This is a genomic window from Hydrogenobacter subterraneus (genome assembly GCF_055390195.1).
In genome coordinates this window covers 860637-883446 of the sequence record NZ_AP042473.1, presented here as the reverse complement: position 1 = coordinate 883446, position 22810 = coordinate 860637, and the positions used below count along the sequence as shown (strand labels likewise).

Genomic DNA, 22810 nt, shown 5'->3' with positions numbered 1-22810 from the left:
TTATATTTTAATGCAACCGGTAGAGTTCTCTAATCAAACTTTCAAACTCTTGGGGCTTGATTACTTTGCAGAAGGGCATGCCAAGGCATAGGATTTTGGTGGCATTTCTCAAAACAAAGCCAATATCGTGAGAGACCACTACCACCGTCCTGTCTTTAGCTATCTCTTTTAGCACATACTCTATATGCTCTTGGGCGTGTATATCCAGCCCTGTCATTGGCTCATCCAATAGTATTAGGTCTGGGTTTGTGGCAAGTGCCATGGCAAGCAAGACCTTTTGCTGTTCTCCGCCGGAGAGCTTTGTAAAGGGCCTTTTAAGCACGTTTTCAAGGTGTAGGAAGGCTATGATCCAGCCTACCTTCTCTTTTGGAGCAGAAGCTCTGAGCAATTCTTCCACGTTGCCCGTAAAGGCCCTCTCCACTGCAAACCTTTGGGGCACATAGCCTACCCTTTGCCATTGGGAAAAGCTATCAAGCCTTTGGCCAAAGAGCCTAACCTCACCACTTTGTGGTTTTAAAAAGCCAAGGATGAGCCTGAGGAGTGTACTTTTACCAGCGCCGTTAGGGCCAAGGATGCCAAAGAACTCTCCCTTTCTTACCTCAAAGCTTAAATTTTCTATAAGTGGTTCATCCCTTTTATACCTAAAGCTAAGGTTTATTACCTCTATTACCTTGTCGGACAACTTAGACCCTCAGAAAGTCTTTCCAAATTCCTTTTCATTATAGAGAAGTAGTCATCCTGCGCCTTTTCTGGGAAGAGGGAGGTGTTAAAGGGAACTATCTTGGCTCCCACCTCTTGGGCTATCCTTTTTGCCAAGGCCTCATCATAGCCAAGCTCGTGAAAGAGTGTTTTGACTTTGCTTTTCTTTATCCTTTCCACCATATTCCTTATCTCCGAAGGCTTTGGTTCCTCCTCCGCATGCAAGCCTCTTAGGCCTATAACCTCAAGGCCATAATCCCTTCCAAGGTAAAGAACAGACAGGTGGGTAATGACAATCGCCCTGCTTTGGCACTTAGAAAGCGTTTTTTTATACTCCTCGTCAAGTACCTTTAGGTCTTTTAAGAACTCCTCAGACCTTTTTTTGTATTCTTCCGCACCAGAAGGGTCAATGCTAATCAAAGCCTTTTTTATATTTTCCACAAGTTGAGAATAGGCCCTTGGTGATAGCCAAAGGTGCGGGTCAAGGCTGTTGCCTACTTTTATAAAGCTTATATTTCTTTCAAGGGAATAGGCCTTTCCCTTAGGAAGTCTGTTTGCCAACCTTTTCTCCCAGCTTTCCACTCCAAGGTAGAAAAAGGCCTTTGCCTTTTGTATCCTTTTTATGTCTCCCGGCTTTAATTCATAGTGGTGTGGGTCCGATTGGCCTTTTATTAGCACATCCACCTCAAACCTATCGCCCGCTATATACTTCAAAGGGTAGTATATTGGATAGGTTGTGGCAAGCAAGAGTTCCTTTCCGATGGATATAAGGGGCATTAAAAGCAGTATTAGGATTATGAATGGCATGGTTTTAATTTTAACATATACTTTTAATCCATGCCCATAAAGGATTACTACCAGATACTTGGAGTAAGCAGGAATGCCACAAAGGAAGAAATAAAGAAGGCATACAGAAGGCTTGCCAAGGAGTGGCACCCAGATATAAACCCAGACCCTCAGGCCAAAGAACGCTTTAGAGAGATAAACGAAGCCTATCACATTCTCTCAGACGAACAAAAAAGACAAGAGTATGACCGCATATTGCAGAGTGGCGATGAAAAAAGATACAGAGATTTTATGGAGTACATTCAGGACTTTCTTGAAAGCATATGGCAAGGTATGAGAAGGGCGCCAAAGCCCAAAAGGGGCCAGGATATAAGGCTAAAGCTTGAATTGACCCTTGAGGAGGCTGGCTTTGGAACGGAAAAGGAGATAGAGTATGAAAGGTGGATAGACTGTCCGGACTGTGAGGGCAAGGGCTACAGGGGAGAAATGGAAAGGATCACATGCCACGCCTGTGGAGGCACTGGAAGGAGGGTAAGCGGTATATTTAACTTTCCCAGGCCTTGTTCTGTTTGTAAAGGTAGGGGCTATATAATAAAGAACCTTTGTCCCACCTGCGGTGGAAGGGGAAGGGTGGCAAAGAGGAGCAAAGTGAGGGTAAGCATACCACCCGGAACGGACGAAGGGGAAGTTCTAAAGGTATCTGGCCTTGGGCATACGGGAGAAAGAGGAGGGGAACCGGGAGACCTATACCTTAGAGTAAGCCTAAAGCCTCATGATGTTTTTAGAAAGGTTGGAAAGGACCTTTATATGGAAAAGCTTATCTCCTTTCCTATGGCCGTGCTGGGTGGCACTTTTAAGGTAAAAGGCCTTGACGGAGAAGAAATAGAAGTTTTTGTCCAGCCTGGGACAGAATGTGGGTCCACAAAGACTATACTGGGGAAGGGCTTTCCCACGCAAGGAGGTGCGGGCAACCTCATAATAAGCTTTCGTATAGAGGTGCCAAAGAATGTAAGCGGTAACTTAAGAAGCCTTTTGGAAAAAATGGCAAAAGAGTTGGAGGATGAAGGGGTGTATGTGGAAAAGGGATTTATTGAAAGGATAAAAGGTATTACCTTAAAATTTTTAAGTGATGAACACAAATCTTAAAAGAAGGTTCTTAGGATACTATCCTACTCCTACAGAGGTCTTTATGGAGTATATTTTTCCGGAAATTAAGGCGCATCTGTATGATTATCTTTGGGTTGATATGTTTTCTGGAGAGGGAAATCTAATTCTTCCAATGTTGGAGGCCATACCAGAGGAAAGGAGGATAGAATTTTTTGAAAAACACATCTTTCTGTTTGACATTCAAGAGAATATGGTAAAGAAGGCTATTGAGAAGGCAATGGAATACGGCATTCCGAAAGAAGTTGCAGAAAGGAACATTCAGGTAAGAGATACTATTGAGGATTATCCTGAATTTTTGCTAAGGATGGATTATCCAGTTTTTCATATAACTAATCCACCGTATTTATATCTTGGCTATATAATGAAGCATGAGGAAACACGGAAGTATTTGAAATACTTTAAAGGTGAGAAGGAAGGATACCAAGACCTGTATCAACTTGCGCTTATTAACGACCTAAGGCATGGTATTAGAAAGATGATTTACATAATTCCGTCAAACTTTTTATTCGGTGCTTCTGTTTCAAATAAAATAAGAAAGGATTTTTTAGCTTACTATACAATTAAAAAGGCAATAATTTTTGAAAGACCTATATTTGATTTTACGGGTACAAACGTAGTAATCTGTTTCTTTGAACGGAAAAATGTCTATGGTCATGAAAGGATAGTTTTTGAAGGTCTAAAGATAAATCATGATAAAAAAAAGCGTATATATGTGCTTGACCCTAAAAATAATTACCGTGCTGGCCTTGAGTTTGAAGAGTTTGTAAAATCTGCCAAAGCGGATAAACCCTTAGAAGTTCAATTTTATCTGTTGCTTGACGATGTAAAGAAGAATGAAGGCCAGATTGAAGTGGAAGTTATAGATGTTAATGATTTTGAAGGTGGAAAGTATAAAAAGAAAAAAATATATGTAAACGAAAAGTTGGCGCAGAAAATAAGGTCAAATATCCTTTTTATAAAAACCTTAGATACTGGCACGACAAAAGGTAGGGCTGGCTTATACAGAATAAGGGATTTTTTTGAAGCGGACGGGATTTTGGTTTCTAAGGAAAAGTATAGAACTCATCCAATACAAGTGTTTCTTCATCCTACATTAAGCATAGAAGACCAAATTCTCTTAAGAGATTACTTTAACCTTGTTCTTGAATATTTTAGGGAAATAACGGACAGTGAGTTCATGACCACCTATAAATACTCCGATAGTGAATATACACGCAAATATCTTGGTCTTTCTCAGGCAAAGGCCTTAATTCAAACCTTTCCTATTTTGGAAATGAATGATGAGGAAAAATTGACGCTTAAGGACCTTATATCAAAAAAAGATGGAGAGGGTTTAGTGTCATATATAAAAAACAGGAAAAGGAAAAAGGTATTATGGGTATAAAGGAAAACCTTTATTATTGGGAAGAGTCTTTGAAAAATCCAGAGCCTTTGATAGATCCTCTCTACATATCCGATGAGATAATAGTTGAAGATAAGAATTTGATTAATAAAATATGGCAACTGCGGGACCTTATAGTATGCTATTGTGTGCTTAAAGAAAAGGATAAATTGGATGAATCCCTCATAGAGGATATATACAATATCCTAACTTCCACGGATAAAATTCAATATACAGAGTTTGTAGCCTTTTGGAAAGTTCTTGATATGTCTTATTCAATATTTAAGAGCATGCCAGATGAGGTACGTAAAGAAACTTTAAAACATCTATTGGATAGCTACTGTGAAAAAAGACGCAAACTATACGATAAACTTGGATACACAGATATAGTAGCTCAAGCTTTGTACGATAGTGGTGCATCTAGGAAGAAGGGTATAGGTGGTATAAACAAGGTTATAAGACTGTTAGAAGAATGTATTGGAAAGGAAGTAAGCAGGGTTGGTAATTTAGAAGATTTAAGAAAGAATTTAGTAGCTTATTTTTTACCAGATCAGGGCGATGAAGTGTTGTTTAATGAATTTTGCAAAGTTATGGAAATTAAGTATGAATTTGGTCAAAAACATCAAGGGAAAAAGCCAGATTTGGTTGTAAAAATAAGCGAACGGTATATTGTGATAGAAGCAAAGCATATTAAAGAGTCTGGAGGTGCGCAAGATAAGCAGGTGGCTGAATTAATAGATTTTATAAAACAGCAAGAAAGAAAAGAATACGTCCATTATCTATCTTTTATGGATGGTTTATACTTCAATAAGTTCATAGAGAGTGTTGGCAAAAAGGTTAAAAAACAAAGAAAAGACATTGAAGTAGCCTTAAAAAGGAACAAGAAGAATTTCTTTGTTAACACAGCTGGCTTGAGATCACTAATAAAAGATATTATCTCAACCCTTTGAAAGCCTTTTGACCTCAAGGTAGTCTCCTATGCCAAGCCTGTGCCAAAGTATTTTTAGAAGCTCAAGGAATACCAGTGCCGTTATCTGGGCATCGTCCATCGCTCTATGGATCCTCCTATACTCTATGCCAAACTGGTCTGCGAGGTCCTTGAGGGAATACCTTTTTAGGTTTGGAAGCACGTTTTTGGCCAGGCTTAGCGTGCATATATGGGGAGGTCTAAACCTCTTGCCATAAAGCCTTCTGTAATACTTGTCAATAAAAGCTATGTCCTTTTCTACTCTATGGGCTACCAAAATGCTGTCTCCAATAAATTTTAAAAACTTAGGAAGGACCTCTTCTATCTTTGGCTTTCCTACAAGCATGGCGTTAGTAATGCCCGTAAGCTCTGTTATTCTTTGGGGTAAGGGATAGCCAGGGTTTACAAGGGTGGAAAACCTCTCCGTGATTATACCCCCTTCTACCCTTACACAGGCTATTTCAATAATGTCGGACTTTGATGGGTCAAAACCTGTAGCTTCTATGTCTATGCTGACAAAGGTGCTTTCAAGGAGAATTTCTTTCATTAAGGTATCTCCTTTACCTTAGGACCCTCTTCCTTCTTCATATACTTTGGGTCCACTATACCTTCAAGCTCATTGCTTTGATTAGGTTCTTCTCCCTTACACGCACCTTCTGTGCCTGCCACAAAGAGCATAGGTTGTGGACAGTTTACCACCACCACACCATCGGGAATGGGAAAATCGTTATATGGATACATATAACTGGCTACGGACATGTAGTCTATCCATATGGGCAAGGCTACCCTTGCACCAGCCATGCCTTTACCCATACTCCTCTTTATATCAAAGCCTACCCAAACACCAGCCACAATATCAGGAGAAAAGCCCACAAACCATGCATCCATATAATCGTTTGTAGTGCCTGTCTTTCCCGCCACCACCCTTTGCATAGAGCCTGCAGCCACAGCCGTACCCTCAAGCACCACAGCCCTTAGCATATCAACCAAAACTCTTGTCTCCTGGGGCGGAAGGATCTGCTGGCATTGTGGAGAATTCTCTTCCAGTATGGACCCGTCTGGACCTACTATCTTTCTTATAAAGTAAGGCTTGCACAAAGTACCAAGGTTGGCAAAGGCTTGAAAGGCTGAGGTGAGTTGAAGTGGTGTAACCTCAATGCTACCAAGGGCCATAGAGTAATAAGGTTTTAATTCAATTCCTAAAAGTTTTCCAATTTCTATAGGTGTGTCAAAGCCTATATCTGCAAGAAGGTTTACTGTAGCTGTGTTTATACTTTTGGCTAGGGCCGTCCTTAAGGTAATCTTGCCATATTCTGCACCTTCGTAGTTATCTGGCGTCCACTCCTTACCCGTGGAAGGGTCATAAAAACTTCTTGGGGTTGCATCTATAAGAGTGGCTTGCGTATAACCTTTCATAAGAGCGGCAAGGTAGATAATGGGCTTTATGGCAGAACCGGGCTGACGCTTGGCATATACAGCTCTGTTAAAGGTGCTTCTAAGATAAGAATAACCTCCCACCATGGCCTTTATTGCTCCCGTTTTTGCGTCAAGGCTTACCAAGGCACCTTGAAGGTCTGGAAGCACCTCTACCTTTAGACCTTTTTTACTTTTGTAAAACCTCACAAGCACATAATCTCCCTTTTCTACAGGAAGGCTTGTTCTGTCCACTTCATACTGTCTGTCTTTTAGCTCAACTACAAGGCTATCACCCTCTACGCTTACAACCTTGCCTATGTATACCTTGCCCGGCTTTTCTTCTACAGTTTGTTCTTGATATTTCTTTTCTATCTCATAGGGGTCCTCTGGCAAAAAAGGTATGCCGTTGGCCTTTGCAACCCTTTCTATTCCACGCTTTAGAGCCTTTCTTGCATGCTCTTGTAGGTCCTTATCCACGGTGGTATATACCTTATACCCGCCAGCAAGGACCACTTCACCATACTTTTCAATCAAATATTCCTTTACAAAGTCAAGGAAGTAGTCCATTCCATAGTATCTGTTTTCAAGCCTTACCTTTATAGGCTTTTCAATAAGCCTTTTATAGTCTTCCTCATTTAAATATCCATCCTCATACATACGCGTAAGCACATAGTCTCTTCTTTCTTTGACCTTTTCAGGATTTCTAAAAGGGTTATACTTAGTGGGCGCCTTTGGAAGGCCGGGAAGGATGGCAGCCTCATCCACAGTTAGGTCTTTTACCGACTTTCCAAAGTATATCCTTGAGGCGGCTTCCACGCCGTAGGCGCCTTGACCCAAGTATATGTAGTTAAGATACATCTCCAATATCTGGTCCTTTGTAAAATGCCTTTCAATCTTTAAAGCCAGAAGGGCTTCCCTTATCTTTCTTTTTATGCTTCTATCTGGTGTGAGGAAGAGGTTTCTTGCCACCTGCTGTGTTATGGTGGATGCTCCCTGTCTAACCTCTCCATGTCTTATGTTGGCAAAAATGGCCCTCAGTATGGCTATGGGGTCAATACCTGGGTGTTTGTAAAAGTTCTTATCCTCTGCGGATATAAAGGCTTGTCTTACATGAAGGGGTATATCCTTTAGCTCCACATAATATCTTCTTTGCAATGCTACATCACCAAAGGGCCTGTCCTTAGCATCATAGACCACTGTGGCAACAGGTGGCTTCCAGTCTTTTAGTGTTTCCACCGATGGAAGGCCGACGGAAAGAAGGGCTACTGTTATAAAGCCCAGAAGGAACAAAAAGCCAAAGGCTATTACAGCAATGGAAAGAAGCTTTCGCACCTTAAGTATAATTATACAACTATCTTATAAGACCTAAAAGCTTTGTCAGAAATTCTAAGACATCCCTGTTTAGAAAGATTATTGTAAAAAGTAAAATCAAAAATCTTAATTTCAGTCTTCAAAAGCAAAATATCTGCCTTTGTAGCCAAATCTTTTGTTAGTTCATCTTTTAGCATTTCTCAAACCCTCATAAAAATCACCTCTCCCAAGGTGGGATGTGGAAGGCAGAGCCTTGAAAGCATATCAAGGTTCAGCTCGGAGAAAAGACTAACTGTAAGACTCCCTATAACCTCTCCCGCATCCCTTGAGAGGACCTCCGCACCGAGCAAAAAGCCCTTCTTATCAAAGTACAAAAAGGCCATACCTTCCTCCGTGTGGTATATACTTCCTACCGCAAAGGACCTAAGGCTTACGCTTTTTTCGCTAAACTCTACTCCCTTCTTCTCAAGCTCCCTTTTGGTAAAGCCCACCTTTGCGTAAGATAGGGGCTGGGTGTATAAAACGTATGGAATTTTGTAAGGTGGTGTGAAAAAGCCCTGGCCCTTTATTATCCTTTTTGCCACAGAGAGGGCTTGAACTCTGCTGGCGTGGGCAAGCTCCGCTATACCGTTTACATCGCCCACCGCATAGTGATCCTTCAAAGAGGTCTCATAGTTTTTGTCCACAACTATATGGCCAAGGGCATCCATGGATATTTCTACCTTTATACATTTAGTGTTTGGCACCCTCCTTTTTATCCAATAGACGTTTTCCTTTGGTGCTTCAGATAAAGGCATAAGACTTATATTCATATCCTTTAGCATCTTTAACAGCCTTCCCCTTATGGAAGTATGCATAAAGTCAAGGCTTCCCTCTTCAAAGTAAAGCTCCACCTTACAATTCATGAGGACAAACATGCAGGCAAACTCAAAGGCCAGAGGATCATCACCCGCTATCTTTAAACTTTCTGGAACTTCTTCCAGTTCCAAAAGATGGTCTCCGTTTGGCTCCAAGGGATAGGACTTTCCCGTGTTTATGATGATATGCTTGGCGCTTAGCCTTTTTCCTTCCACTTCTACCACATGTGGCTCTACCAGCTCACCGTAGCCGTAGATAAAGTCCACACCCTTTAAAAGCCTCTCTATCTGGTCTCTCAAACTTTTTGTAAGCCTTTCCTTCTTTCCTTTTAAGCTTTTTAGGTCAAAGGCAATCTCCTTTACAGAGAGAAGGGAAGAGTTTTTTAGGTCATAGGCCTTTCTCGCCTCAAAGAGGTAAAGCTTGGTGGGAACACAGCCTTTATGGAGGCAAACGCCGCCAAGGTGGGAAGGGTCCTTTTCTACTATGGCCACCTTTAGGCCCGCATTCCTCAGAAGTTCTGCGCCCGTGTAGGCAAGCCCTCCTCCCAAAAGGATCACATCATAGTCCATAGCTTATCTCCGTAGCATCTTTATGTAGTTTTTGTCCAAGACCTTCTCCTTTAGGTGCTTCACAAAGAGGGCTGCATGAAGGCCGTTTACCACCCTGTGGTCAAAGGTGAAGGTAATGTGTACCTTGCCCTCTTGGTCCTGCATGCCCACGGCCATTATACATACTTGACCGTAAGGGATGACCGCATCAAAGGCTCTTATGCCAAACATGCCAAGGTTGGATATGGTGAGGGTAGCACCGCTTATGTCCTCAAGGCTAAGCCTTCCCTCTTCCGCCTTTTTCCTTAGCTCTCTTACCTCTTGGGCTATCTCCCTCAGGCCCTTCCTTTGCACATCCTTTACCACGGGGGCATAAAGCTCATCACCTACAGCCACGGCAAAGCCCACGTTGGAGGAAGGGTATATAAGGTAGTGGTCCTCTTTATACACAGCCCTTAACCTTTCAAAGTATTGCATGGCATCGCCCACAATCTTTATGAGCCAATGGGTGAGGGTGATATCTTTGTCCCAAGGTATGAGAGAGAGATCAAAGACCTCGTATATGTGGTAGTGTGGGACCACAAAGCTCTTTGAAAGGTTGGAAATTAGGCTCTTTTGAGCAAAGGAGATGGGCACCTTCTTTGGTATGTTCTTCTCTTCTACGTAGGCCAAAAGGAGGTCCTCGTCAATCTTCCTGTCTGGAAGTTCCTTCAGAAGCTCTTCTACGCTTAGCTCATACTCCTTTAAAAGCTCAAGGGCCTTTGGTGTGAAGTGCCTTTCCTTTAAAAACTCCTCTATGTCCTTGGCATGGGCTGGGGAAGGAAGTCTTTCTTCCTTTTGTAGCTCTTGAAGGTCTATGCCCTTCTCCTTTGCCAAAAGCCTTGCATAAGGAGAGGCAAAGCCGGGAGGAAGTTCCACTTTTTCTTGCACCTCCACCTTTACCTTTGGAGGTTCCTCTGGTTTTTTCTCCTCTTCCTTTTTTACCTCTTCCACCTTAGGAGTTTCCTTTACCTTTTCTCCCAGCTCCATGATGGCTATGGGCTTGCCCACCGGCACCTCTTCCCCTTCCTTTACCAGTATCCTTTTTAGAATACCCCTTTTGAAGCTTTGAAGCTCCATAACGGCCTTTTCGGCCTCAATTTCTGCTATAACCTCCCCCTTTTTCACAAAGTCCCCCTCCTTTTTTAGCCACCTTACCACCTTCCCCCTCTCCATAGTGTCTGAAAACTGTGGCATCAAAACCTCATAGTCCATGCCTTTTGCTCCAGCTTAGTATTTGGCTGTATATCTTCTCCGGCGTGGGTATGGCCAAAAGCTCAAGCTTCCTGTTGTAAGGTATGGGTACCTCCTCCCCAGCTATCCTAAGCGGTGGAGCATCAAGAAAGTAAAAAAGCTCTTCTGATACCCTTGCGCTTATCTCCGCACCAAGCCCAAGGCTTTTTGGAGCCTCATAGACCACCACAAGCCTCTTTGTCTTTTTGACAGACTGGTATATGGTTTCAAAGTCTATGGGCCTCAAAGAGACAAGGTCTATGACCTCGCAAGATATGCCATCCTTTTCCTCAAGCCACTGGCATGCCTTTAGCACATCATGGACCATCTTAAGGTAGGAGACCACCGTTATGTCCTTCCCCTCCTTTAGCACCCTTGCCCTAAAAGGGTCAAAGTCTTTAACATACTCAAAGGGAAAGTCCATACCATAAAGGAGTGTATGCTCCAAAAAGACCACAGGGTCATCCATCCTTATGGCATACAAAAGACCATGGTAGGCGCTAATAGAGTCGGAGGCGCAAAAAACATAAAGGCCCGGTATGCTGGCAAACATATGCTCAAGGCTTTGAGAGTGCTGTGCTGCAAGCTGTTTTGCCACACCTTGAGGCATCCTTACCACAAGGGGTAGAAAGATCTTTCCACCGCTCATGTATCTTAGCTTTGCCATTTGGTTTACAAACTGGTCCATGGCCAGCATGGCAAAGTTTACCGTCATTATCTCAGCCACAGGGCGAAGGCCCATCATGGCCATACCTATGGCAGTGCCCACTATGGAGTTCTCCGCTATGGGTGTGTCTATTACCCTCTTTGGCCCATACTTTACATAGAGGCCATCTGTCACCTTATAGTTGCCACCGTAAAAGCCCACATCCTCACCAAGTATGACCACCCTGCTGTCATGCTCCATGGCATGGTCAAGGGCAAGGTTTAGAGCATCACGGTATAACATCGGAACACACCCCGCAGTATATATCCGTGTATAGCTCCTCCTCAGAAGGCTCTGGAGAGCTTAGGGCGAACTGGACAGATTCTTCCACTATGGCCTCCACCTTTTGGTCTATTATCCTTATCTGCTCCTCTGTGAGCCACCCTTCTTTTAAGGACCTTTCCACAAGAAGCTTTATTGGGTCCCTCTTTTTGAACATCTCCAGCTCCCTTGGAGACCTGTAGTCCCCCTTGTCTGCCATAGAATGGCCCTCAAACCTGTAGGTAATGGCCTCTATAAAGTATGGCTTTCCATACTCTTCTATGTAGGCCTTTGCCCTAAGGACAGCCTCATAGACGGCAAAAACGTCCATGCCGTCCACCACCTCTGTGGGCATGTAGTCCCTTGCCTTAAGATGTATTTCCTTTATGGCCGAGGACCTTGATATGTGTGTGCCTATGGCGTAGTAGTTGTTTTCACAGAGAAATAAAACTGGCACCTCCCAAAGGGAGGCCATGTTTATAGCTTCAAAGAAGGTGCCGTTGTTTGTGGCTCCATCTCCAAATATACACAAAACACCCGCCTTTTCGCCCATAAGCTTTCTGGCGTAGGCTGCGCCTACCGCATGGGGAATGTGCGCCGCCACTATGGCGTTGCCCCCATAGAAGTCCATCTTTGGCTCATAAAGATGCATGGAGCCACCCTTGCCCTTTGAGACGCCCGTGGCCTTTCCAAAAAGCTCAGCCATTATAAGCTTTGGGTCTATACCCCTTGCCAAAGCCAATACATGCTCCCTGTAAGGACAAAAGAGGTCCCCCTTGCCAAAGCCCACCACCGCACCCACATGCACCGCCTCCTCCCCTATGGCAAGGTGCAAAAAGCCCGATATGTTCCCCTTCAAATACTCTTCCTTACACCTTATCTCAAACTCCCTCCCAAGCTTCATAAGGTAGTAAAACTTTTCCGCCAAGGTCTGGCTCATGGAGAAAATTATAAGTTAAAAGCCACACCTCCAGGTGGAGCCTTCCAGCACTTCCTTTCTGTATTCTTCTATATCCTTTATACCTTCTATACCTTCCCTTTGGCTGTCTAAGAAAAGCCTTAAAAGGGTAGCCATAAGCTTGTAGTACTCTTCCTCCGTGTTCTCTTTCACAAGGTCTGTGAATATCCTATACCATCTTCCCAGATGGTCTCTGAAAAAGTTGGTGTAAGCCTCCTTTGCAATCCTTGCCTCTTCCTCCATTCCTCTTTCCTCTGCATACATCTCCTTCTTTATCAGGTAGGCCATAAACTCAAGCTCCGCCACAAGGCTGTCTGGCTCCACTGGTGGCTTTACATCAAGCCCAAAGGCTTTGTAAAAGCCCTCTATGTCTGCAAGCTCCCAAGCCCTCCTTGCCGCCTTATCCATCTCATAAGCTGTCTCATTGGCAGGGGCTTTTAAAGAGGTGGAAAAGAGAGAGGTCCATTCTCCCTTGAGGTCAAGGACCCTTCTTTTACTCTCTTCTATAACCCTGCGCAAGGCTTCCACATCAAACTCAATGCCAAGCTCCTTTAAAGAGAGGGAGAGGTCATCAAGACCTCCCCACAGCTCGTCCAAGACCTCCTCCGAAGGGTAAGAAAAGGCCACCGAAAGAAAGCTATAAACATAAGCCTTATATACACTCATATCACTCCACCTTTAAAGGTATCCATGAGTAGCTTAGCACCTTCCTTGCGCCCACGTCGCCAGTAGAACCATCCCATACGGCAAAGGTTATAAAGGTTGTCTTACCAGGTCCCCAGTCGGGATTGCTCGTATTCTCCTCCACAAAAGCCCTCCTTATAACCACATACCATTTTCCATCCTTGTAAACACCCTTACCTTCCGCTCCTTGTATATCCTTCCATGTGGTAGAACCAAAACCCTCCGCCACTATCTCTCTAACAGGGGTCTTTAGCGTGTTCTTTCTGAAGACCTTTTCCCCTCCTATGTAGTTAAGGGCATATTGGTTTGCCCAGTCCTCGGGATATTTATAGGGTGGTGTGGCGTGGGGATACCAGTCGTAGACTGCATTGGGATATATTTTGGAAACGTCCGCATAGCCATGTTCTAAGTTTTCCTCCCTTGATGCTGTCCAATGAAGTATTAAAACCCTCTGCCCTTTATCGCCCATTGTAACTGGCACATCGCTGGAGGGCTTGTAAGGTATTTGAATGGCCACCGCATCGGGAAAGGCATCTACAAGGTGGAACCTGTCCTGGGTTTTGTCTTCCCATACAAGCAAAAAGGCTATATACTTGCCGTCGTTTACACTCTTTACCCTTATGCTGTTTACAGTAGGTTTTAGCTTCATGGGTGTGGTAACAGCTTGACCGGAGAGGGGAACTTCCACCTCCTTTGCCTGATCCCATACCTTGTCAAAGGGGTCTACGGTGGTCTTAGAAACCCTTTTGGATATGAGTTCCTGCGCAAAGGAAAAACTAAGTAAAAGCAAGCCAAAAACTAAAAACTTTATAACTATCATGGCTCACCTCCTTCAAGGTATGTCTTGCCTTACAACCTCAAGCCTTTCGTCCTTGTGAGGCCTTATTTGAAGAGGTTCCACAAGGGGCACTCTAACTATCTCCTTACCCTTCTCATCGTAAGCTACAACCTCCATAGACTCCACCTTAAAAGAGTGAGGTATCCTTGGCGTGGAGCCAAAGAGATGCAGAAGGGCTTGAAGCTCTGGCTCTTTTCCTTCCCTCATGGCCATGTAGGTTTTTACCGCATGCTCTGCACCATCGCCAAACATCTGTTTGAGGAACTTAATGGGCACGTTTATGGGTGGTATGTAATAGACGTTTGGCTCAAGCCCCGTTTGAGGATATAGGGGGAGGGCAACCTTCTTTATATGCACCAAAAAGTCTATAGGATTGTCTGGCATTGCCTCCTCCGGTGGGCTTATAAAGCCCATAAGCCTTATCTTACCTATGCAGGTTATAACGCATTGGGGCTGAAGCCCTTCTTCCACCCTTGGGAAACAACCTATGCACTTTTGAGATATCCTCGCTACAAAATTAAACATGGTCTTCTTGTAGGGACAGGCTTTTACACATTCCTGGTAGCCTTCGCATCTTTCTGGGTCTATAAGGACTATGCCATCCTCTTCCCTTTTGTATATGGCCTGCCTTGGGCAGGCGGCAACGCAGGCGGGGTAAGTACAGTGATTGCATATCCTTGGTAGGTAGAACATCCATATGGGGTGCGGCAAGGATTCAAGCACAGTGCCTATGTCCACGGGCTCGTTTACCTCATCCTCTCCTATGTTTGGATACATCCAATCCATATCCTCCGGTTTCCAGCCCAACACCCTTTCACCCTCCGGCGCATCAAAGACAGTCTTTTTATTGCCTTCCAAAAGCTCAAGGAGCCTCACATCCCAGCCAAGGGGATAAAAGCCGTAAGGCTTTGTTTCCACGTTGTTCCAAAGCATGTACTCCTGGCCTCTTCCGGGAGTCCATGTGGTCTTACAAGCTACAGTACATGTCTGACAGGCTATACATTTGTTTAGGTCCATGACTACTGCAAACTGCCTTTTTGGCCTTTTGACCTCGTAGGGATAGTTGATTTCCCTTTTTAGTTGCCAGTTATAAGCTTTCATGGCTCACCTCCTCACTTTATGTATTCAGCTCTTACATACTTCTTTAGCATCTCGTTTGGATTCATGGGTCTAAAGCCAAGCTTTAGTGGCCTCCACAATCCTTTTCCACCTATTCCGCCATCCTCAGCCTTTATTATCTTGGAAAAACCTTCCCTAGGTGCACCTATCGGGCCATGTACATCAAGCTCAAAACCCTTGCCTATTATCTGTCCCATAAGGTTCTTCCTTATCAACGTATCTGTTTGATAGGTAGGCTTTAGCCAAGACCTTGTAATGCTTTGGTGGCTCCCCCTCCTGTAAAGGGATTGATAGTTGGTGTAAGGATTCTTAGCAAGTCCGTTGGGGTTTTCCTTTGTTCCTCTAACGGTTCCATGAGTTGAACCATACATGTTAAACCATATCTTGGCACAGCCCGGTGGTGTGTTGTTGGATGCCCTGGCCCTTAGAAGAAGTCTTGCCACCTCATAGTCTTCTGGTCTGTTTTTCCATCCCACAAAGGGTCTATCCTGAGGGTCTGCATCCACCCACACGTAGTCCCCATCCTTTATACCCAGCTTTTCCAAATCCTTTGGATTTATATCTATGTAAGCTTCTGAAATGAAGGGCATTCTCTTATCGTGCCTATATATGTCTCCAAAAGGACCAAAGAGAAGGGTAGTAATATCCGTATCTCCCGTTGTGGTATGGGCTGAGTGTCTATACTTAGGTGTATGGACTATATGCGTAGCTCCAAAGGTGACTTTAAGGGGATGCTTTGTCTTAGGAAGTTTCTCAGGAGATACTAAAACGTTCCTTGCCTGTCTCCACTCTGTGTTTAAAAGGGCATCTTCGCTTTTAACCTTGTAGTCCTCTGGTTTTTTGGGCCTAAGGAGTGGATGTGGCTTGGCTACTATTACGTTTGGCTCATAATGGGTTGAATCTATTGGTTCTCTATAAACTGGCAGGTTTTCTCCTGCGTTTATGAACTCTGGCTCTTCTCTATAAAACTCAAGCCTTCCACTTTTTGTATACCATGGCATACTCTCCTCCGTTTGGTCTTTCCCCACATACTTGGGATAGGTTCTTGTCATTATGAGGGATGGTATGCCCTCATGGGCCTTCTTCGCTATCTCTTCAAGCTTGTAGCCCCTTAAGTTTGAAGAGGCGTTTATAACTCTTTGCACATAGACCACGTCTTGCTTCCCCTCAAGTACAAACTTCCAGTAGTTCCTAAATCGTTCATCCCCCGTAAGCTCTGTAAGCCTGTTTGCCACAAGGGCAAAGGTTTCCGCATCGTTCTTTGTGTCATATAGCCTTCTGTGTCCAGTCTTTGGCCATACATACACAAAGGGGTTAGTAACCGACCCTGCAATATCCCAGTATTTGTTCTCGTTCCATGCATCCACTCCAAGCACTATGTCTGAGTACTCGCAGGTCATAGACCACCACCACTCGTTGGTGACTATACACTCAATCTTTGGAAGGGTGTTCATAACTATGTTGTACTTCCACTTGGCGTTGCCAAGGGCAGAATTGGCATCCACAAACCATATAAACTTGGTAGGAGTGGGCATGTGGGTCTTTCCAGTAATGAGCTCTTCTCCCATATATTGGGGATGGTCGTCATGAGAATAGTAGTGGGCAGACTCTGGCCTCCAATAAAACCTAACTTTCGCAGGCTTGTTTGGATCCAGTTCCACGTTGAAGGGGTCTTCTGCCAAATATTGAGGTGCGCCATTAAAGAGTGCAAGCCTAAAGTTTCCAGCGTAGGATCCTATGTTTCCTGTGGCATGGCCTATATTGTCTGTTAGGGCGCATATCATATACATGGCTCTGTCCTTTAGGTCTGCATGCTGGTATTGATTTACACCCATGCCTTGCGCCAGCTTCATATTCCTTGGATGTGATGCTATCTCCCTTGCCAACCTCTCTATCTTCTTGGCTGGCACTCCCGTTATTATCTCCGCCTGCTTTGGTGTGTAGCTTTTTTCAAAGAATTCAAGGTAAACTTGGAAAAGGGGCTTTACCTCTACTTCTTTTCCGTCCACAGTCTTTACCTTATAAGTTCCCTCAAGTGCTGGGTCTATACCAAGCTTCCAAAAGTCCTCCCCCACATCATCCCTTGTTATCACCTTTGGAGAGTTGCTCTTTTTGTCCCACACCACAAAGTCATCCATATCTTCTTTTCTTATAGGCTCTGGTATATATTGCTTTTCTTGTTTAAAGAAGGGTGGTAGGGTTGTGCCTGGCTTGAAAACAATTGCCTTCTTGAGCTCTTTGGGTTGATAGTTGGGTATTATGTCTCTTGCCCTTAGGACCTTGCCGTTGTCCATCCTTACAAGGAGTGGCATATCGGTAAAGCTCTTCACATACCTTTCTTGATATAGTTTTTCCTTCATTATCACGTAAGCTATGGAAAGGGCTAAAGCGGTGTCCGTTCCAGTTCTTACTATGATTACCTCATCCGCAGACCTTGCAGTAGGAGAATAGTCGTTGGATATAACTATCACCTTGGAACCTTTTATCCTCGCCTCCGTTAGCCAATGAGAGTCTGGCATTTTGGTAGTAAATGGGTTCATTCCCCAAAGGATGATAAGCTTTGAGTGCTCCCACATACATAGGTCAAACTCCACGTTCTGCTGACCGCTTACCATAGGATGGCCTGGCGCAAGGTCTGTATGGAAAGCATAATTGTCCCAGCCTCTTCCTCCAAGGGCTTTGTCTGGACCCACTTCCCTTATATGGCTGTCCAAAAGGGCCATCATGTTTGCCATTCTGTAGGGAGATGTGTATCTAACAACTGCAAGGAAAGGCATAGAACCCCTAAACTTTAATACCCTTGTCCCAGCACCCTCCATGGCATCAATCATAGGCTTGGGGTATCCTTGAGCTTCAAGCCTTTTTCTTCCTTCTTCGCCTGTATAAGTGGTTGCTATATTTATTAGGGCCTTTGCTATTATGTCTGCCACTTCATCCCAGGTTACCTTTATGAACTTTTCTTTACCCCTTTGGAAATATTTCTCTGGTGGTTTACCCGTCTTTGGGTCTCTTGGAAAACCATCCTTATACCATTGGTAAAAACCCGTTCTAACCATGGGCCCCTTAACCCTTCTGTCTCCATAAAACCTTCTCATAAGAGCAAGGCCCTTATTACAACATCTTGGGTCCCATCGGTAAGATGCTTTCAGGCCGTATATATCCGTCGCCTCGCCAAACTTATAGGTGGGTTCAATCCTTGTCATCACCCCATTCTTAACATGGGCAGTCAAAAGACAGTTATGGGTGTCATTTGGAGCGCAAAGAAAGGTAAAGGTGCTTTCCGACTTGAATATGTCCCTGTAAAACCTTTCCCAGTCTCTGTTGGGATAATAAAGCATGGGGTTTTCTACTTTTACCACGGGCTCCATAACTCTGAAGGCAAAGGATGGGCTTACAAGGCTTGCCAAAGACAAGCCACCCACTTTTAGCACATCCCTTCTGCTTAGACCACCCATAGCTCACCTCCTTTGATGATTTAAATCACTTTACTCAATATAAGACTCTTTTATCACTTTGTCAATAGGTAAGTAAATCTATCCTTATTAGTTTTATCTTTACATCCACACAGCCACTGTAGGAGTGGTTAATTGATTGATAAGCTTAGTAAATAGGGCATTGAACTAAACTGTATAGGGCCTAGGACGATGCCTGAACTCTAAAAATACTATGTAATAAAGCAGGCTTTTGATTTTTCAGTTAGCCTATATTATTCTCTATGATAAGCCTTGATGTGCTTCAAAAAGCACCAGACAAGCCTGGCGTGTATATCTTTAAAAAGGGTAAAAAGGCTTTATACATAGGCAAAGCAAAAAGCTTAAGGGATAGACTTTTGCAACACTATAAGCTAGCAGAAAAGGATGGCAAAGAGAGAGCCATAATAAACAACTCAACGGATGTGGAGTGGATAATAACACGCAACACTTACGAAGCCCTAACCCTTGAAGTGGACCTAATACAACTTCACAAACCACGCTACAATGTGCTTCATAAGTACGGTGGAGGCTATCCCTTATTGCTTATAACCAATGAAACCTTCCCTACCATAAAGGTAGTAAGAGGCACAGACCACAAGGGACAGCTATTTGGTCCCTTCTTCAGCACATCCAAGGCAAGAAGGGTAAAAAGGTTAATTCATAAAGTTTTTAAGCTTCGCACCTGCGACCCGATGCCTATAAGAAAGGAACCCTGCATGGATTACCATTTGGGTCTATGTTCTGCACCCTGCTGTGGTCTCGTAGATAAGGATTCTTATAATCTTTCTGTAAAGTCTGCAATAGCACTTCTTTCTGGAGATGTTAGCCAGGTGTTGGAGGAGTTGTATTCAAGGATTGAAGTAGAGATGCAAAACCTAAGCTTTGAAAGATGTGCCATGCTTAGGGATCAAATACAAGCATTGGAAAACCTATCAAGGGGTCAAAGGGTCTCGGGGCTTGAGTATTCCAATGCGGACATAATCTACCAGATGGGAAGGCTTGTCGGTCTATTCCTTATAAGGTCTGGAAGGCTTGTGGACAAGCAGGTAATAACACTTGATAAGGAAGAGGAGTTGGAAGAGTTTCTTTTGGGATTTTATTACACCAGCCCATTGCCAAAGAATCTTATGGTAAATTTTGAAATATCAGAAGAGGCCCTTTGGTGGCTAAGACAAAGAGGAACCTTTAACCTTATAAAGGAAATAGATAGAGGTCTGGAGGAGTTAATAAGGGAGAACTTGGGACACCAATTGGACCCAGAACTCTTAAGGGAAGAGTTTAACAAGGTTTTGAATATGAATTTACCAGAAAGGATTGAAGGCTTTGACATATCCCATTTCTATGGAGATTATACGGTTGGGTCCTGTGTGGTTTGGGAAATGGGAGATATGAATAAAAGGGCTTATAGAAGGTATAGGATAAAGACCTTTAAAGGCATAGACGATTACAAAGCTCTTGAAGAAGTGCTTTCCCGCAGGGCAAAAAGGCTAAAAGAAGGTGAAGAGAAGATGCCAGACCTTTGGCTCATAGATGGTGGCTACGGACAGCTTAATGTGGCATTAAGGGTAAGGGACAAGTTTTCTCTACCTATAAAGGTCCTTGCCCTTGCAAAGGAGGAAGAAATTCTAATATGTGAGGATGGGAAAGAGATAGAGCTTAAAAAATATCCCATCCTCTACAGGATTTTTGGCCTCATAAGGGATGAAGCTCATAGGTTTGCTTTGACATATAACAGAAAGCTTAGACTAAAAGAAAGTATGCAGGATGTGTTGGATAAGATAAAGGGCATAGGCGAGGTGAAAAAGAGGCTAATCTACAGGAACTTTGAAAATCTGTATGAATTTATAAAGGCGGACGACCAAAGTTTAAAAAAGCTTGGTATAAACCCATCTTTGAAGCAAGAAGTGGCCAAATACCTTAATGATTGAAGAAGGCGTATAGTGGCAGGGCTTAACCAAACGGACACCTGTAAAATATGCACATGGAACAGAAGAAACACCCTGCCACTATTTAAACTACCACAATGTTGGCACCTTAGACATCATCCTAAGGCTTTCTTCAAAAGCAGACATATATTTCATAGCTGTTATCATAGAACCTTTAAACTTCAGCCTTTTTGTTAACATGGCAGCACGTGGCCCCATCTCTCCGGTGGCGAGTTTTTTCCAGTTTTCTGGGCTTGCCCAAAGTTCAAAATCATAGCTTTGAGAGTTGGCCTTCCCTGCAGATTTTGCTATGCCCTTTTCTACAATGAGTTCTACAGCTTCTCCTTCCTTTCCCTCCACGTAGTACTTTATACTTGCAGAAAAGTCCTTAAGGTCTGATTTTAATTTTTCGTTTTTGTTCCATTCTTCCGCGTAAGCCCTTATCCAATCTTCTGAAAGAAATTTATACATACCTGCCTCCTAAAAAAGTAATAAAAAAAGGGAAGGCTTGGAGCCTTCCCCCTACGGCCTACCTCCCTGCCTCTTCCCTCAAGGCCTTAAATACTTCGTTAAAAGATACCTCATCGTTATTTACAAACACACCCACATTACCCATAACACACACAGAGTACTTGGGACCAGTAAGGGCCCATCCATGCAGTGGTGTCCACTCTTGGCCAGAAAAGGCCGTATATCCGTCGCACTGCATCTTTGCCATAGCGTTGTTGGCCGCACACATTTCGGCTGCCATTGCAGCTTGTTCTTCCGAAATGTTGCCCTTATATGCTACAAGCTTACCGTCATCGGTAAACTCACCTGCAGCCCAAACACCTTTAATCTTCATTAGCCTGTCAAGGTTTGCCATGGCTTTTACCTCCTTTTAGATGTATTTGGAAAGAACTTCAAAGGTCTTGTCAAAGTCCGCCTTAGCCATTTCTACAAAGACTCCCACATTGCCCATTATGCAAGCAGCATACTTGCCACCCGCTACAGCAAAGCCACAAACAGGATAAAAACCACCCTGTCCCGTATATGCGCTCCAGCCCTTTGCCTGCATACTACCCATAAGCTTGTTGGCCGCACACATCATAGCGGCTATCTCTGCAGACTTCTCATCAATGTTGCCATAGTAGGCAAGAAGCCTGCCATCATCGGAAAACTCTCCTGCGGCAATCGCCCCTGGTATGGACATAAGCTCTTTTAGCTTGCTAAGTGTGGCCATCGCTACACCTCCTTTAAAGGTTTTCACTTTTAACTTTGCAAGATATATGCCAATCTACACATGCCTTTAAAATTGGCTTTAATTAATGTTTTTTTGACCATATGGGTTGTGGTATTAGTGTTGTATGTTGCAACAGTGTTGCAACCATTAAAATACTTGAAAGGTTAAAGTAAAAGTATAAACTTTTATTCTTATGGTAAGGGATATAGTAAGGTTTCCACACCCTGTACTCAAAACACCCACACAAAGAGTGGATGTTATAGATAAGGAAATAAAAGAGCTTATCAGGGATATGTTTGAAACCATGTATCACGCAGAAGGCGTTGGCCTTGCCGCAAACCAGATAGGTGTTAGCCTTAGTATTATGGTTATAGACACCACGCCAAAGAAAGAAAGCCCACCCTTAAAGTTAGTTCTGATAAATCCAGAAGTTATAGAAGCTCAAGGTAGTACAAAGTACAAAGAAGGTTGTCTTTCCTTTCCAGGCTTGGTAGTGGAGGTGGAAAGGTATAAGAGTGTGAAAGTAAAAGCCCTTAACGAGCATGGAGAAGAGCATATATACCATCTGGAAGGCTTCCCAGCCATAGTTTTCCAGCATGAGATGGACCATTTAGAAGGTATAACCTTTATAGATAGGGTAAATGGTTTAAGAAGGCGTTTGGCCCTTGAAAAGTACGCCAAGCTTCAAAAACAAAGGTGAAAGTAGAACTGGTTAATTTTTATCCCTTTGAAGTATCTTCAAAGAGGCCAAGAATATTGGCTTATGCGGATGTAAGGCTTGATGGCAAAATACTTATAAGGGGCATAAGGCTATATGAAGCCAAAAACGGAGGGCTTTTTATAGTTATGCCTGAGTTTAGCCCAGAGAGTAGAAGGGCTATAGTGGAGATAGAGGATAGGGAGCTTTTGGAAAAGATAAGGAGGGTGGTGGTGGACCGTTATAGAGAGAGTCTTTCATGACTAAGGAGGAAAAGCTTTTAAAAGCTAAAACTCTTCTATTAGAGCATATGGATTACATAAAGAAAAACTTTAGTGTTTCAAACGTGGGAGTGGTCATTGTGGATGATGAAATAATCGTGGTAGTGGATGGGAAATTTGATCCTGAGGGTTTAAAAAGCTTAAAGGCTTATCTTGAAGAAGTTTTGAAGGAAGTAGAGGAATAAGAAATCAATCACTCTAACACAAGAGGCTCTAATATGCCCCCATCTTTTTATCCATA

22 protein-coding genes are annotated in these 22810 nt (G+C 43.5%); 7 read left to right on the top strand and 15 right to left on the bottom strand.

Annotated features, from left to right (window positions below):
- Positions 1-7 precede the first annotated feature (7 nt).
- Positions 8-682 (bottom strand): metal ABC transporter ATP-binding protein, encoded by a 675-nt coding sequence (locus ACZ5GB_RS04875; protein WP_464326134.1) that lies wholly within the window; start codon positions 680-682, stop codon positions 8-10.
- On the bottom strand, positions 667-1506 hold the full coding sequence (locus ACZ5GB_RS04870) for a metal ABC transporter substrate-binding protein (protein ID WP_464326133.1): 840 nt from the start codon (positions 1504-1506) through the stop codon (positions 667-669). The genes ACZ5GB_RS04875 and ACZ5GB_RS04870 overlap by 16 nt, the downstream gene beginning before the upstream one ends.
- Positions 1507-1536: 30 nt before the next feature.
- On the opposite strand from ACZ5GB_RS04870, the gene ACZ5GB_RS04865 reads away from it, so the two are divergent.
- The 3 genes from ACZ5GB_RS04865 to ACZ5GB_RS04855 are packed head-to-tail and all read left to right on the top strand — an operon-like array spanning position 1537 to position 4983.
- A complete protein-coding gene (locus ACZ5GB_RS04865) occupies positions 1537-2631 on the top strand; it encodes a J domain-containing protein (RefSeq protein WP_464326132.1) in 1095 nt (364 codons plus the stop codon).
- Between the two features lie 43 nt (positions 2632-2674).
- Positions 2675-4036 (top strand): N-6 DNA methylase, encoded by a 1362-nt coding sequence (locus ACZ5GB_RS04860; RefSeq protein ID WP_464326131.1) that lies wholly within the window; start codon positions 2675-2677, stop codon positions 4034-4036.
- Positions 4027-4983 carry a hypothetical protein gene (locus tag ACZ5GB_RS04855; RefSeq protein ID WP_464326130.1) on the top strand — a complete coding sequence of 319 codons (957 nt, stop codon included), beginning with the start codon at positions 4027-4029 and terminating at the stop codon, positions 4981-4983. The genes ACZ5GB_RS04860 and ACZ5GB_RS04855 overlap by 10 nt, the downstream gene beginning before the upstream one ends.
- Here the strand turns inward: ACZ5GB_RS04855 and ACZ5GB_RS04850 are convergent.
- From ACZ5GB_RS04850 to narG, 10 genes are all read right to left on the bottom strand, one after another.
- Complete coding sequence (locus ACZ5GB_RS04850) at positions 4972-5547, bottom strand: 3'-5' exonuclease (protein WP_464326129.1); 576 nt, start codon at positions 5545-5547, stop codon at positions 4972-4974. The two genes, ACZ5GB_RS04855 and ACZ5GB_RS04850, sit on opposite strands and share 12 nt — an antisense overlap.
- Positions 5547-7748: a penicillin-binding protein 1A gene (locus tag ACZ5GB_RS04845; protein ID WP_464326128.1), complete on the bottom strand. Its 2202-nt coding sequence runs from the start codon at positions 7746-7748 to the stop codon at positions 5547-5549. Before ACZ5GB_RS04845 ends, ACZ5GB_RS04850 begins: the two co-directional genes overlap by 1 nt.
- A gap of 179 nt (positions 7749-7927) precedes the next feature.
- On the bottom strand, positions 7928-9154 hold the full coding sequence (locus ACZ5GB_RS04840; protein ID WP_464326127.1) for an FAD-dependent oxidoreductase: 1227 nt from the start codon (positions 9152-9154) through the stop codon (positions 7928-7930).
- Positions 9155-9157: 3 nt separating this feature from the next.
- Complete coding sequence (locus ACZ5GB_RS04835; protein WP_464326126.1) at positions 9158-10387, bottom strand: dihydrolipoamide acetyltransferase family protein; 1230 nt, start codon at positions 10385-10387, stop codon at positions 9158-9160.
- Positions 10377-11354 (bottom strand): alpha-ketoacid dehydrogenase subunit beta, encoded by a 978-nt coding sequence (locus ACZ5GB_RS04830; protein ID WP_464326125.1) that lies wholly within the window; start codon positions 11352-11354, stop codon positions 10377-10379. The genes ACZ5GB_RS04835 and ACZ5GB_RS04830 overlap by 11 nt, the downstream gene beginning before the upstream one ends.
- Entirely contained in the window at positions 11341-12312 is a 972-nt protein-coding gene (locus tag ACZ5GB_RS04825; protein ID WP_464326124.1) for a thiamine pyrophosphate-dependent dehydrogenase E1 component subunit alpha, read from the bottom strand. Before ACZ5GB_RS04825 ends, ACZ5GB_RS04830 begins: the two co-directional genes overlap by 14 nt.
- A 15-nt stretch (positions 12313-12327) precedes the next feature.
- Positions 12328-12996: a TorD/DmsD family molecular chaperone gene (locus ACZ5GB_RS04820; protein ID WP_464326123.1), complete on the bottom strand. Its 669-nt coding sequence runs from the start codon at positions 12994-12996 to the stop codon at positions 12328-12330.
- A 1-nt stretch (position 12997) separates the two neighbouring features.
- Complete coding sequence (locus ACZ5GB_RS04815) at positions 12998-13834, bottom strand: ethylbenzene dehydrogenase-related protein (RefSeq protein WP_464326122.1); 837 nt, start codon at positions 13832-13834, stop codon at positions 12998-13000.
- Positions 13835-13846: 12 nt separating this feature from the next.
- Entirely contained in the window at positions 13847-14953 is a 1107-nt protein-coding gene (gene narH / locus ACZ5GB_RS04810; protein WP_464326121.1) for a dissimilatory nitrate reductase subunit NarG, read from the bottom strand.
- An 11-nt stretch (positions 14954-14964) separates the two neighbouring features.
- Positions 14965-18426, bottom strand: coding sequence for a dissimilatory nitrate reductase subunit NarH (gene narG / locus ACZ5GB_RS04805; RefSeq protein WP_464326120.1), 3462 nt, complete (start codon positions 18424-18426; stop codon positions 14965-14967).
- A 260-nt stretch (positions 18427-18686) separates the two neighbouring features.
- Here narG and uvrC point away from each other — a divergent pair, with 260 nt between their 5' ends.
- The gene (gene uvrC, locus ACZ5GB_RS04800; protein WP_464326119.1) at positions 18687-20372 is read left to right on the top strand and encodes an excinuclease ABC subunit UvrC; all 1686 of its coding nucleotides are present in this window, start codon (positions 18687-18689) and stop codon (positions 20370-20372) included.
- 87 nt (positions 20373-20459) lie between these two features.
- On the opposite strand, the gene ACZ5GB_RS04795 is transcribed toward uvrC, so the two are convergent.
- The 3 genes from ACZ5GB_RS04795 to ACZ5GB_RS04785 are packed head-to-tail and all read right to left on the bottom strand — an operon-like array spanning position 20460 to position 21591.
- Positions 20460-20840, bottom strand: a complete 381-nt coding sequence (locus ACZ5GB_RS04795) for an SCP2 sterol-binding domain-containing protein (protein WP_464326118.1) — start codon at positions 20838-20840, stop codon at positions 20460-20462.
- Positions 20841-20898: 58 nt separating this feature from the next.
- On the bottom strand, positions 20899-21234 hold the full coding sequence (locus ACZ5GB_RS04790) for a DUF2173 family protein (RefSeq protein WP_464326117.1): 336 nt from the start codon (positions 21232-21234) through the stop codon (positions 20899-20901).
- A 15-nt stretch (positions 21235-21249) separates the two neighbouring features.
- Positions 21250-21591: a DUF2173 family protein gene (locus ACZ5GB_RS04785; RefSeq protein WP_464326116.1), complete on the bottom strand. Its 342-nt coding sequence runs from the start codon at positions 21589-21591 to the stop codon at positions 21250-21252.
- A 193-nt stretch (positions 21592-21784) separates the two neighbouring features.
- Here ACZ5GB_RS04785 and def point away from each other — a divergent pair, with 193 nt between their 5' ends.
- The 3 genes from def to ACZ5GB_RS04770 are packed head-to-tail and all read left to right on the top strand — an operon-like array spanning position 21785 to position 22754.
- A complete protein-coding gene (gene def / locus ACZ5GB_RS04780; RefSeq protein ID WP_464326115.1) occupies positions 21785-22291 on the top strand; it encodes a peptide deformylase in 507 nt (168 codons plus the stop codon).
- Complete coding sequence (locus tag ACZ5GB_RS04775; protein WP_464326114.1) at positions 22288-22551, top strand: septation protein SpoVG family protein; 264 nt, start codon at positions 22288-22290, stop codon at positions 22549-22551. Before def ends, ACZ5GB_RS04775 begins: the two co-directional genes overlap by 4 nt.
- Complete coding sequence (locus ACZ5GB_RS04770; protein WP_464326113.1) at positions 22548-22754, top strand: hypothetical protein; 207 nt, start codon at positions 22548-22550, stop codon at positions 22752-22754. Before ACZ5GB_RS04775 ends, ACZ5GB_RS04770 begins: the two co-directional genes overlap by 4 nt.
- Positions 22755-22810: the final 56 nt, after the last annotated feature.